The organism is Myxococcus guangdongensis, assembly GCF_024198255.1.
Lineage (GTDB): Bacteria > Myxococcota > Myxococcia > Myxococcales > Myxococcaceae > Myxococcus > Myxococcus guangdongensis.
On the sequence record NZ_JAJVKW010000003.1, the window covers coordinates 552,645 to 565,508 of the forward strand.

A 12,864-nucleotide genomic window follows, 5' to 3' on the forward strand; every position below is an offset into this window, starting at 1 on the left:
CGGAATCAAGTCATTGCCCGAGTCAATCGAGTCGAAGAGGCTTCCTCGAGTGACGCGTCGTATCCACCCACACGCTTCACCCGGCTGGACGCTGAAGCGCCTCACGCCACCGCTTCCGAGGACGGGCTGCCTCGGAAGCGGCGGCGTCGGGACTCAGAACAGCTCGAGCTGGCAGTACGCGCTGCAGCCGTCCTGGCTGTTCAGGTTGCCGTCGTCGCACTGCTCACCCGAGGAGAGCTGCACGACGCCGTCCCCGCAGCGAGGCCCGAAGACGCAGCCCGCGGCGCACTGTCCATAGCCGCCGTCGTTGACGCCGTCGTCGCACTGCTCGCCCGGGTCCACCGTGCCGTTGCCGCACAGGAGCTGGGGGTCGGGGATGCACGCGGTGTACTGGCGCGGGTAACGGAAGTTGAGCAGGCCCAGCCGGTAGGAGGAGCCGGTGGTGTGGCGCTCCGCCTGGAACACGGCGAGCTGATAGACGCCGCCCGGTGTGAGGCCCAGCGGGGTGGCGACCGAAGACAGGCTGACGTCACCCATCTCCGCGCCATGGATGCCGCCCAGGTCCAGCGCGAGCCGGCCGTTGACGAACACCCAGACATCGTCGTCGCCGCGGAAGCGGATGACCTCGGTGCCGTTGTACTGGAACCAGTGGCGCGTCTCGCTGGTGAAGCTGAAGTTGCGCGGCCGCGAGGGGGAACCATAGTCGTTGCGCAAGGGCTCCATGCCGGCGGCGACCCAGCCCGCGTTGTCGAGCGGGAAGAAGAACGCGTTGTCGTAGAGGTACTCGTTGGCAGGCGTCCGCGTGAGCTGCAGGGTGCCGACGAGCGGCAGGTTGACGTTGGGCACGTCACGGAACCACTGGTCGAACGAGAACTGGCCATGCGTCGTCAGCGAGGTCACCCCGACCTTCGCGTAGACGGGCTTGTTGTCGGGGCCCAGGGTGGAGGCCACGATGCCTCGCTCGGCGCCGTTCTTGTTCTGGAAGTCGATGTGGCCACGCGGCAGGCCGCCCGTGGCGGGCAGGTCGTAGCCGCGGAAGTCGCGGTAGACGACGGGCAGGCCCACCGTGGGAGGAGGCGGCTCCTCGAGGACCTGACAGAGGAAGCCCGGCTCGAGCTGGCACGTGGGTGAGCACCCATCGTCGGCCACGGTGTTGCCGTCGTCACAGGCCTCGGACGAGCCTGGCTCCAGCCGGCCGTCGCCGCAGCGGGCCTCGCAGAGGCCGTTGACGCAGCGGGGCTCGCGCGTGCACAGGGGGGTACAGCCATCGCCCAGGTTGTTGTTGCCGTCGTCGCACTCCTCGGAGGGGTGCTTGATGGCGTCACCACAGACGGAGGGACCGGAGCCGGCGTCCAGCTCGGGAGGTCCGGCGTCAGGTACGGAGGGGCCGGCGTCGGTCTCTCCACAGCCGGGCTCCAGCTCCATCCCGGGGGACTGCCACGGGTCCTTCACCGGAGAGAGGCCGGTGTCATCTTCGCGGCCGCAGGCGAACAGCGTGACGACGAGGGAGGCGAGCAACACGCTCGCCAGTCGGGGTGACTGAGGAAGTGTCTGCATTGTCGATGGGGTTCCAGGTGGGTGAGTCGTGAGCCAGGACACATCTTGCTCCTGGCGTCTGACATTCCATGGAACGCACCATCAGCTGGTTTGCTTTGGTTGTTCGGTGACAGGTGCTGTCGAATGTGGGGAAGGCTGCGAGGAGGGTCAGGCCACCTTTCGCGCCAGCTCGGGGGCCGCGGGCACCTCGAGCGCGAGGGGCGAGAAGCGGTGCTTCATCCGCAGGAAGTAGCGCTCGACGAGGTGGTGGGACAGCAAGGCCATGGCAGTGGAGAGCCCCAGCTTCGCCGCGCTCAAGAGGAGCCATCCGCCCCAGCTCGGGGACAGGCGGTCCGCGTTCGGGTCCAGGATGGTGTCCACGACGTAGTAGGCGACGTAGTGCCAGAGATAGAGAGGGTAGGAGCGTTGCCCCACCCAGGTGAGCGGCGCGGAGCCGACGATGCGGCTGGCGAGGCTCTTCACGTTGGCGAGCAGGTAGAGCATCAGGCATGCCGCCGCGAGCGCGACCAGGGTGAACCCGCCCCGGAAGAGCAGGTCATGCCGCAAGGGCGGCGGCCCCGGCTGGGTCATGGTCGTGTAGAGGTCCTGTCCGAAGCAGGTCACCCCTATCGCTGCGACGAAGAGGAGCGAGGCCACCACCGTCCAGCCCACGGTCCGCCGGGGCAGGCCCCGCCAGGAGACCCAGAGCGCCGCGGCGCAGCCGACGAGCGGGGCGTCCATCCGCGTGTCCGTGCCGGCATAGCAGCGCAGGACGGCGACCAGCGGGCTCTCGTGCGCCAACAGGGTCTGCCACAGCATGGAGCGCACGCCGGCGCTGGCGAGGATGACGAGCCCCAGCCCCGCCAGAAGGAGGCGCGGACGGACGCCCCTGCGCAGCAGCACGAGCAGCACGGGGGGCCAGAGCAGATAGAACTGCTCCTCGACGCTGAGCGACCAGGTGTGATTGAGCCTGCCCATGTCCATGAACCAGTTGGAGACGTAGAGCAGCGTGCCGGTCAGCGTCAGCCAGGGCCTGCCGCCGAACATCTCGTTCCAGCCAAGCACCGCCCCCAGCCCGACCGAGGTGGCGAGGAAGAAGTAGAGCGCCGGGAGCAGACGCAGCGCGCGCCTCGCATAGAAGCGCTTGAGGGAGATGTCTCCCGCGCGAGACCACTCCCGCAGGAGCAGCGACGTGATGAGGAAGCCGCTCAGCACGAAGAAGAGGTCGACCCCCAGGGCGCCATTGGGCATCACTCCGGGGAACAGCTTCGCGCCGCGTGCGCTCAGGTGGGCCAGCATCACCATCAAACAGGCGATGCCCCGGACACCGTCCAGGACGGGTTCCTGCCCGAGTTCGTATGCGAAGCGGACGCCGGGCGCGAAGCCCGCGCGGGCCTGGATGTCATTGGAGTCGGTCATTGCGATGGATGTTATCGCGTGGACTGACAGGCTGTGAACCGACGGCTTTCGCATCACCTCGAGGATGCGGAAGCGCTGCGGGGTGACGCCTCCCCCGCAATGACAGACAAATGGAGTGTGCTGCGGGGACTATCGGTGCACGAGGATGTAATTGGCGGAGCCCGCGTTCCAGACGCCGTCCCGGGTGCTCCAGGGGCGCAGCTTGTAGCGGGCGACGACCTGCCAGGTGTATGCGTTGATGGGGATGACGAAGCACTCCAGCTTGAGGAGCGCGTTGTCTGCCTCGGAGCCGGGCTCCTCGAAGCCCATCTCTCGCGGCGACACCAGGAGGACCCAGTCGTTCACGGTGCCGGAGGGCACGGTGATGTACGTGCCGTGGTTGGCCGTGCCGCCCTGGGCGTTCTGCGCGAGGACTTCCGTGGAGGAAAGACAGACGAACAGCGAGGCCATCGCGAGGATGGAGAAGAAGGAGCGTTGCTGCATGGGGACCTCCGGTTGCGGGCGGCTCCGGGCGGCGGGGCTGCCCGTGGGGAGGTCGGAAGCTAGGGTGCCGTGCCCGGGTTTCAACCCGGCGGCACTGGAGGAGGAGGGCTTCGTACGCCAGCGGAAAGGGCGCCGCCCAGCTTCAAATCCTGGTGCAGCCCCACATCCTTGCTCACCCGCCAGATGCGCTGGTCCAGGTAGTAGTGGTGCAGGGCGAAACCCCAGATGAAGCCCGCCATGAAGTCCCGCAGCGTCAGCCCCGTGCCCAGCGCGAGCCTCGCGTCGAACACGCCGCAGCCCGGATGCGCGCCGAAGCCACACCCCAGACCCCGGTACGCCAGGGTGAAGGCAATCCCACACGCCGCATAGAGGATGAACCGCTGGCTCACCTTCGGCGCCCAGCCGAAAGACGCCGGGTCCACGCCCGCCGAGTGATAGCGATTGCGGTGATAGAACCAGACGATGCCGTGGTACTGCACGTTGTGGAACGCCGTCACCGCCACCGCGAACATGATGAAGTCCATCCGCGCGGACACCGACGGCCAGAACACCACCGCCGACAACCCCACCGCGGCCCCCATCATCAACAGCTTGGGCCCGTTCACCGGCTGCCCCGTCCGCCAGCGCCACACCTGACGCCCCGCGCTCGAGAGCACCACCGCCGCCACCAGCGTGAAGCACGCCGCGGCGACCACCGGCTCCCAGCTCGGGGTCCCCGTCAGCCCCAATTGCTTGCGCGCCCCTGGATGCGTCACCGCGAACGCCACGAACGGCGCGACGAGCCCCACGTAGAGCGTCACGCTGTCCAGCCGCTGGTCCACCCGTGACGTCTCGCCTGACTTGCGCTGGTACAGCCGCATCAGCCCGTAGTGCTGCCGCACCACGTGCCAGTACGCCCACAGCGCCGCGAAGGTGAGGAACACCACGAAGGGCAGCCTGCTGCCGACGAGCAACGACACCCCGAAGCACACCGGCCCCAGCGCGAACCAGCCCAGGCTCCCCAGGAGCAGTCGCCTGCGCGTCTTCCACTCGCGGGCGTCCAGGTACGTGCGCGACACCGTCGCGAACAGGTGCGGCCCATCCAGCACCAACACCCACGCCCACCACAACGCCAGGCTGCTCACCCCCGCCCCGGCATGAAGTCCGACAAGGATGAGGCTCGCGCAGGCGCCGCCCACCGTGGAAATCAAGTCGTGGCGCCGGTCGACCAACCAGCCGGTGCGCGGCGCTGCCGCGACGGTGAGAGGGATGGTGCTCATGGACGCCTCCTCGCGACGCGCGACATTACAGGAAGGTGCAGGTAGGCCGCAGGCCCACCTGTCCGTCTTCCTCGGCCTGCCAACCAACCGAGGCCCCAAAACCCTCTTGAGAAGGGGGCGGTGTCCCGCGATGGTGGTGCGTTATGGATCAAGGCAGGCGCACCACGGACCGGAAGGCAGTCGGTCTGTTGGTGAAGCTCAAGCATGAAAGCGTGGGGAGCTTCGCGGAGGAGTTCGCCACCAACCTGAGCCCGGGCGGGATGTTCATCCGCTCGCGCACCCCGCAGCCCGTGGGGACACCCGTCAAGTTCGAGGTGCAGATCGCCGGAGGCGTGCGCGTGCTGCGCGGCACCGCCGACGTGCGCTGGGTCCGTGAAGTGGGAGACCCCGCGGGGCCTCCCGGCATGGGGCTCCAGTTCCACGAGCTGGACCCGGCCAGCCGCGCGCTGGTGGACATGATGCTCCTGCAGCGCAAGCCGGAGGCCCCCGCCGCCGTCGTCGCGCCGCTGCCCGCCATCGCCCCGTCCGTCGCGCCGCTGGCTCCCGCCATCGCGCCGGCGGTCGCGCCCGTGCAGGCCCGGCCCGCAGCCGCGCCCGTGGCCAAGCCCGCCGCGGCGCCTCGTGGGCCGCAGGGCGCCGCGCTCGACTCGCTGTTCGATGACCTGGACGCGCCGGCGTCCGCGGGGCGCGACGAGCCGTTCGACTTCTCTCCGCCGCCCGCCTCGCCCGCCGATGACGTGGACATCCCGATCGAGGAGCTCATCGCGAGCACGCCGCCTCCTCCCACCACGCCGCTGCTGATGGACGAGCCGCTGCCCGGGTTCGAGCTGTCGCTCGACGACGCGCCGCTCGCGCAAGGTGAGATGCTCGATGAGGCGCCCATCGAGGTGGGCCTCACGGTGGAGGTCGAGTCGTCCTCGTCGGCGCGCCCCGGTGGCTCGATGGAGTTCGACCTCGACATGTCCGAGGCCACGGGCGCTCCGGCGCCTTCCCCCGCGAAGCTCAAGGGGGGCGCGCCCGAGTTCGACCTGGACTTCGGTGACGTGGTGGAGGAGACGCCCGCGCGTCCCGCCGCCGCGAAGCCCGCCGGGGGGGCGTTCGAGTTCGACCTGGACTTCGGCGACGCGGTGGAGGAGACGCCCGCGCGTCCGCCTCCGCGCGCCAGTGCGCCGCCGCCTCCGCCCGCTGTCGCGAAGCCCGTGGGTGGCGCCTTCGAGTTCGACATGGACTTGAGCGAGGCGGTGGAAGAAGCCCCCGTCGCGCCGCCTCCGCCTCCTCGTGCCAGCGCGCCACCTCCGGCGCGTCCCGCCGCCGCGAAGCCCGCCGGGGGTGCGTTCGAGTTCGACCTGGACCTGAGCGACGCGGTGGAGGAGGCCCCTGTCGCGCCGCCTCCGCCTCCTCGTGCCAGTGCGCCGCCTCCGCCTCCTGCCGCCGCCGCGAAGCCCCCGGGAGGTGCGTTCGAGTTCGACCTGGACCTGAGCGACGCGGTGGAGGAGGCCCCCGCCGCGCCGCCTCCGCGTCCCGTTGCGCCGCCGCCGCCTCCCGCCGCCGCGAAGCCTCGCAGTGGTGGCAGCCTCGAGTTCGACCTGGACTTCAGTGACGCGGTGGAGGAGCTGCCTCCCGCCGCGCCGCCTCCGACGCGCACCTCACCGCCACCGCCGCCCTCCGCGGCTCGCCCCGCGGGCGGCGTCGAGTTCGACCTGGACCTGTCGAACCTGGGGAGCAGCGCTCCTCCCGGCGTGGCCGCGCCTCGCGCGCCCGCGGCCCAGGCCCGGCCTCCGCCGCCTCCTCCTCCCGCCGGGCTCCAGCCGCCGCCTCCAGCGCCTGTCGCGCCCGCGACTCCGTCACTGCCCAACGTGCGCCGCGAGGCCCCCAAGGCCCCCGAGCCGGTGGAGACCCCCACGCTGTTGACGCCGGCCGCTCCGAAGTCCGCGCCCGTCGCGCCCGGACTCGACGAGCGAGGGCTGCCCAGGACCATCTTCCTCCCGCCGCCCGCGCAAATCGCGGGCACGGGGCCTGTCATCGGCATCGACCTGGGCACCACCAACTCATGCGTGGCGCTCCTGTCCAACGGTCGGCCCGTCGTGCTGCGCTCGCGCGAGGGCTACAACACGATTCCGTCGGTCATCTCGCTCAACGCGCAGAACAAGCTGCTCGTCAGCCACCGCGCGAAGAACCAGCTGGTGCTGCGTCCCCAGCACACCATCTACGGCGCGAAGCGACTGGTGGGCCGTCCCTACGACAGCGCCGTGGTGAACCAGGTCCGCGAGCGCTTCCACTACGACATCGTCCCGGACGCCGCGGGCCGCGCCGCCGTGCGGCTGATGGACAGCGTGCTCTCGCTGGAGGAGGTGCAGGCCATCATCCTGCGCGAGTGCAAGGAGATGGCGGAGGCCCACCTCAACCAGAAGGTGGAGCGCGCGGTGGTGACGGTGCCCGCGTACTACTCCGAGCCGCAGCGTGAAGCCGTGCGCAAGTCCGGCATCCTCGCGGGCCTCAAGGTGGAGCGCATCCTCAACGAGCCCACCTCGGCGGCGCTCGCCTACGGCCTCAACCGCGAGCTCAACAAGCGCGTCCTCGTCTACGACCTGGGCGGCGGTACCTTCGACGCCACCATCCTCAAAATCGAGAAGAACGTCTTCGAGGTGCTCGGCACCGGCGGCGACATCTTCCTGGGCGGCATCGACTTCGACAACCTCATCGTCGACTTCCTCCTCAAGCGCTTCCAGGAGAAGGAGGGCCTGGCGTTCAACGGTGACGGCATCGCCCTGTCCCGCGTGAGCGACGCCGCCGAGCGCGCGAAGATGGCGCTCTCCGAGCGCGCCAGCTTCGAGGTCCACATCCCCATGTTGATGATGGATGACTCGGGGCGGCCTCGCGACCTGCGCGTGGTGATGACGCGGCAGGAGCTGGAGAAGATCTGCGACCCGCTGCTCAGCCGCACCGTGGACGTGGTGCGCGACGTGCTGCTGGACGCGAAGCTCAAGGCGGCCGAGGTGGACGACATCATCCTCGTGGGCGGCATGAGCCGCATGCCGCTGGTGCGCGACAAGCTCAAGGGCCTGTTCGGCAAGGGGCCGCAGGCGAGCGTCAACGCGGACGAGGCGGTGGCGCTGGGCGCGGCGCTGTACTCGGGCTCGGTGGACAAGGTGAGCAGCGTGGTGCTCATCGACGTGCTGCCCATGACGGTGGGCATCGCGATGCCCGGCGGCGGCTTCAAGCGCGTCATCGAGCGCAACAGCCCGCTGCCCGCGCAGCGCTCGTTCGCGCTGAACACGTCGAAGGACAACGAGGAGGTCCTCGAGCTGTCCATCTTCCAGGGCGAGGACAACCACATCTCCGCCAACGAGTACCTGGGCACCGTGCGCATCGAGGGCCTGCCCCGAGGGCCGAAGGGCTCGGTGCGCGTGGCCGTCACCATCAAGCTCGATTCGGAGTGCGTGCTGCACGTCGAGGCGCGCGAGTACTCCACGCGCAAGGAAGTGAAGGCCACGCTGGCCACGCGCTACTCGCCGGAGGAGCTGCAGAAGCAGCTGCAGGTGAGCAAGGAGTCGGTGAAGGCCGCCGAGGAGCGTCGGGGCGCGGACCTGAAGGAGCGCGCTGGCGGATTCTGGGGCTTCGTCAAGAAGGCGCTGGGCCGGAAGTAGCCTGTGAGGAATGGGGAGATGAAAGGACCGTACGTCTCGAATCAGCCCACGCCCGCCCGGCGGCGCTGCTCGTTCTGCGGCGCCGCCGCGCATCAGGTGGGGCGGCTGCAGGCGGGCATGCGGAGCGCCGCCATCTGTGATGCGTGCGTGGTGCGGCTGTTCGCGAGGCTGGACCGTGAGGCCTTCTCCGTCACCGCGCCGCCCGTACCGGGGGACGCGGTGGTGGTGGGGCTCCGGGGCGGCACGGACGACGCCTGACTTCGAAAGGTCCATGTCCGCCACGGCTCCCCGGTATCTGACGCGCTTCCAGTGCCTCGCGGACACGTGTGAGGACACGTGCTGCGCGGGGCTCGTGGTGCCGGTGAGCGACGCGCGGTGGAGGGCGCTGCGCGCCGCGGTGGCGGGAGGGCCGGACGCGGCGCGGGTCGAGGCGCTCGTGCTGCCCGACCCGGGAGGTGCCGTGGGCGCGGAGGCCGCGTACATCGCGAAGCGCGAGGATGGGTCGTGCTCGTTCCTCGATGAGAAGCGGCTGTGCTCGTTGCATCGCGCGTATGGCGAAGCGGTGTTGCCGGATGCGTGCGCGATGTTCCCGCGCGTGGCCACGAGGAGGGCAGGGCGGCTCGAAGTGACGGGCTCGTTCGGCTGTCCGGAGGTGGTGCGCCTGTGCCTGCTCGCGGAGGACGCGCTGGAGCCGGTGTCGGTGGATGCGTCGCTCGCGGCGCGGCCGGAGCTGGCGCGAGCGCTGGGCGGCGGGGACGCGGCCGACGTGTGGACGTGGCATGCGCTGGGCGTGCGCGAGGTGGCGCTGCGCATCCTGGAGCGTCGCGAGTACCCGTATGCCTCGCGGTTGTTCATGCTGGGAGAGCTGGCCCGGCGGCTCGGGGCCTTCTACTTCCGGGGGGCGGAGGCGTCGCGAGAAGAGGCACGGCTCATCTCGACGCTGTCCGACTTCGAGGCACCGTCGGCGCTGGATGGCCTGCACGCGATGGTGTCCTCGGTGCGACTGCCCGGCGGACCGTGGGCTGGTATCTGCGGCACGGTGCTGCGCGCGCGCATCGACGGTGTCCGTGGCGCGCGGTTCCAGACCTGGGCCCGCGCCATCCAGACGTCCTACGGTGGCGCGAGCGCGACGCCGGACGACGTCTGGGCCCTGTACTCCGAGCGCCGTGCCCGGCTGGAGCCCGCGCTCGGCGAGCGCATCGAGCAGTACTTCCGCCACCACGCGGTGAACCACTGGCTGCGCAACCCGTTCACCGACACTCCCTCGGTGATGGACTACGTCTTCAAGCTGACCCTGCGCGCCGCGGTGCTGCGCTGGGCGTTGTTCGGACATCCCGAGGTCGTCGCGCTGTGTGAAGACCCGCCGCTGAACGACGGCCTCACGGCCGCGCGCGCGCGCCTCGACGCCGCGGCGGTGGAGTGCTTCCAGCTCAGCGCGAAGCACCTCGAACAATCACCGGAGCTGCACGACCTCGCGCGGGGGCTCTCCGGCGGCGCGGGGCCCGAAGCACTCCCACGCATGCTCGTGCTGCTCCAAGGCATGTAGCCGGCGAGCACGAGTCACCCCGCGCCCGCCCGGCCCCACCTCACGTCGTCGCGCGAGGCTTCGCGCCCAGCCGCTCCATCGCCTGCTTGAACACGGCGTAGTCCTGCGCGCCCTGGATGCCGAAGCGCTCACCCAGCACGAACGTGGGCACCGCGCTGACGCCCATCTCCTGCGCCGCGCGCACCGCGTCCTCCACCACCTTCGCGAACTCGCCGCCCTCCACCGCGCGCTGGAGCGCCTCCGCGTCCAACCCGACCTCCTCCGCCGCGCCCCGGAGCGTCTCCCACTGCCAGAGGTCCTGACCCTCGCTCCAGTACCGACGCAGGATGGCCGCGTGGTACGGCTCCAGCTTGCCCTGCGTCCGCGCGTACTCGGTGGCCTGGTGCGCGCGCCGCGTGGACGGAATCACGTCCCGGTCCACCATCTTCAGCCCCGCCTGCGCCGCGCGGACCTTGAGGGGGTTGTTCGGGTCCTTCATCTTCTCGCGGATGTGCGCGGGCAGGGGCAGCCCCTCCGGCGGCGTCTCCGGGCGCAGGAAGAAGGGCTGCCAGTCCACCTCGATGTCGAACTCCTTCTGGAGCTTCTTGACCTCCTGAAGACCGACGTAGCACCAGGGACACACGAAGTCGGACCAGACACGCACGCTGACGGGTGGGCTCATGGCCCTCTCACTAACCGGACTGCCGCGTCACGTCATGCCTTCCTCTCCCGGGAAGTCCTCCGGGCGTGAAGGCCCCCTGGCCCCGAGGGTGCGTCCCCCACGCCTTTCATGACGCGCCGGGCATACGAGCGCCCCTCGCATGTTCCGACGTCCCAAGGTGGACAGCGCCCGGAGGAGCGGGCACGGTCCACCCCCGAACCCCCCGCCCGAGCGCTCGCCTGGATGGACGCGCGCGGGCCCACCCCAGGAGCACACCTTGCCGCTGTCGCTTGTCGCGGCCCTGGCCCTCGCCGCCACCCCGGCGCCGGCCAAGCCCCAGCCGTTCAACCACCACGACATGATTTCGATGCGCCGGCTGAGCAACCCGCGCGTCTCTCCCGATGGGACCCAGGTCGCCTACGTCCTGCGCTCCACGGATTTGGAGGCCAACCGCGGCCGCACGGACTTGTGGCTCGTCGGCGTCGACGGGAGCGCCCCGCGCCAGCTCACCTCGCACCCGGACGCGGACTCGGACCCCACCTGGGCCCCGGACGGCAAGAGCCTCTTCTTCCTGTCCTCGCGCGGCGGCTCCTCCCAGGTGTGGCGCCTGCCCATCGACGGCGGCGAGCCCACCCAGGTGACCAAGCTCCCCCTGGACGTCGGCACCTTCCGCCTGTCCCCGGACGGCGCGCGGCTGGCCGTGTCCATGGAGGTGTTCCCCGACTGCGCTGGTCTCGACTGCAACACCCAGCGCGAGGCGGAGCGCTCCAAGCGCAAGGCCACCGGCCGCAGCTACGACAAGCTCTTCGCGCGTCACTGGGACACGTGGAAGGACGGCCGTCGCTCGCACCTCTTCGTCGTCCCCGTGGCCGGCGGCACGCCCGTGGACCTGATGAAGGGCATGGACGCGGACGGCCCCACCAAGCCCTTCGGCGGCCCGGAGGAGTACACCTTCACCCCCGACGGCAAGAGCGTCGTCTTCACCGCGCGCGACGTGGGCCGCACCGAGTCCTGGTCCACGGACCTGGACCTCTTCGTCTCGCCCATCGACGCGAAGGCCAAGCCCCGCAAGCTCACCGAGAAGAACCGCGCCACGGACACCAGCCCCGTCTTCAGTCCGGACGGCAAGTCGCTCGCGTACCTGGCCATGTCCCGCCCCGGCTACGAGGCGGACCGCTACCGCGTCATCGTGCGCGCGTGGCCCGGCGGCCAGGAGCGCGTGCTCGCCGAGGAGTGGGACCGCTCCGCCGGCGGCCTCGCCTGGAGCCCCGACAGCAAGACGCTGTTCGCCACCGCCGGCCACATCGGCCAGCAGCCCCTGTTCGCCCTCGACGTGGCCACGGGCCAGGTGAAGCAGCTGACGAAGGACGGCACGGACGACTCGCCGCAGCCGGCCGCCGGCAACCGCCTGGTCTACGTGCACGATGACCTGGACTCGCCCGCGGACCTGTTCGTCATGAACCAGGACGGCACGGGCGCAAAGCAGCTCACCCAGGTGAACCAGGACACGCTCGCGCGCGTGCGCTTCGGCGCCTTCGAGCAGTTCGAGTTCCCGGGCTGGAACAACGAGACGGTGCGCGCCTACGTGGTGAAGCCGGTCGACTTCGACCCGAAGCGCCAGTACCCGCTGGCCTTCCTCATCCACGGCGGACCGCAGGGCTCGTTCGGCAATCACTTCCACTACCGATGGAACCCGCAGGTGTACGCGGGCCGCGGCTACGTGGCCGTCATGGTCGACTTCCACGGCTCCACCGGCTACGGGCAGGCCTTCACCGACGCCATCCGCGATGACTGGGGCGGCAAGCCGCTCGAGGACTTGCAGAAGGGCCTGGCCGCCGCGCTGCAGCGCTACCCCTTCATCTCCAAGGAGAAGAAGTGCGCGCTGGGCGCCAGCTACGGCGGGTACATGATCAACTGGATTGCCGGCAACTGGGCGGACGGCTTCAAGTGCCTGGTCAACCACGACGGCATCCTCGACGAGCGCATGGGCTACTTCGACACCGAGGAGCTGTGGTTCCCGGAGTGGGAGCACAAGGGCACGCCCTGGGACAACCCGGAGGGCTACCGCAAGCACAGCCCCATCGAGCACGTGGGCAAGTGGAAGACGCCGATGATGGTGATTCACGGCGGCCAGGACTTCCGCGTGGTGGAGACGCAGGGCCTGGGCACCTTCACCGCGCTCCAGCGCCGGGGCATCCCCTCCAAGCTGCTCTACTTCCCGGAGGAGAACCACTGGGTGCTGCGCCCCGCCAACAGCCTGCAGTGGCACGACGAGGTGCTCGGCTGGCTGGACCAGTGGACGCGTAACTAGCCGGCGTCTTGAGGCCCCTCCAC

At 70.2% G+C, this 12,864-nt stretch carries 9 protein-coding genes; 4 read left to right on the forward strand and 5 right to left on the reverse strand.

The genetic code is table 11. The features are described from left to right. Positions 1-153: 153 nt before the first annotated feature. The 4 genes from LXT21_RS11735 to LXT21_RS11750 form a co-directional block, all read right to left on the reverse strand. The gene (locus LXT21_RS11735; RefSeq protein ID WP_254038200.1) at positions 154-1,557 is read right to left on the reverse strand and encodes a fibro-slime domain-containing protein; all 1,404 of its coding nucleotides are present in this window, start codon (positions 1,555-1,557) and stop codon (positions 154-156) included. 147 nt (positions 1,558-1,704) lie between these two features. Then, a complete protein-coding gene (locus LXT21_RS11740; RefSeq protein ID WP_254038201.1) occupies positions 1,705-2,955 on the reverse strand; it encodes an acyltransferase family protein in 1,251 nt (416 codons plus the stop codon). A 129-nt stretch (positions 2,956-3,084) separates the two neighbouring features. After that, the gene (locus LXT21_RS11745; protein ID WP_254038202.1) at positions 3,085-3,438 is read right to left on the reverse strand and encodes a hypothetical protein; all 354 of its coding nucleotides are present in this window, start codon (positions 3,436-3,438) and stop codon (positions 3,085-3,087) included. 80 nt (positions 3,439-3,518) lie between these two features. Then, positions 3,519-4,697 (reverse strand): hypothetical protein, encoded by a 1,179-nt coding sequence (locus LXT21_RS11750; protein WP_254038203.1) that lies wholly within the window; start codon positions 4,695-4,697, stop codon positions 3,519-3,521. A gap of 143 nt (positions 4,698-4,840) precedes the next feature. Between LXT21_RS11750 and LXT21_RS11755 the strand changes: the two genes are divergently transcribed. The 3 genes from LXT21_RS11755 to fliB are packed head-to-tail and all read left to right on the forward strand — an operon-like array spanning position 4,841 to position 9,890. After that, on the forward strand, positions 4,841-8,344 hold the full coding sequence (locus LXT21_RS11755) for a TIGR02266 family protein (protein ID WP_254038204.1): 3,504 nt from the start codon (positions 4,841-4,843) through the stop codon (positions 8,342-8,344). A gap of 18 nt (positions 8,345-8,362) precedes the next feature. Then, on the forward strand, positions 8,363-8,602 hold the full coding sequence (locus tag LXT21_RS11760; protein WP_254038205.1) for a ClpX C4-type zinc finger protein: 240 nt from the start codon (positions 8,363-8,365) through the stop codon (positions 8,600-8,602). Positions 8,603-8,615: 13 nt separating this feature from the next. Then, a complete protein-coding gene (gene fliB, locus LXT21_RS11765) occupies positions 8,616-9,890 on the forward strand; it encodes a flagellin lysine-N-methylase (RefSeq protein ID WP_254038206.1) in 1,275 nt (424 codons plus the stop codon). A gap of 40 nt (positions 9,891-9,930) precedes the next feature. On the opposite strand, the gene LXT21_RS11770 is transcribed toward fliB, so the two are convergent. Beyond that, a complete protein-coding gene (locus tag LXT21_RS11770) occupies positions 9,931-10,551 on the reverse strand; it encodes a DsbA family oxidoreductase (protein ID WP_254038207.1) in 621 nt (206 codons plus the stop codon). Between the two features lie 256 nt (positions 10,552-10,807). Here LXT21_RS11770 and LXT21_RS11775 point away from each other — a divergent pair, with 256 nt between their 5' ends. After that, positions 10,808-12,841 (forward strand): S9 family peptidase, encoded by a 2,034-nt coding sequence (locus tag LXT21_RS11775; protein ID WP_254038208.1) that lies wholly within the window; start codon positions 10,808-10,810, stop codon positions 12,839-12,841. Positions 12,842-12,864 lie beyond the last annotated feature (23 nt).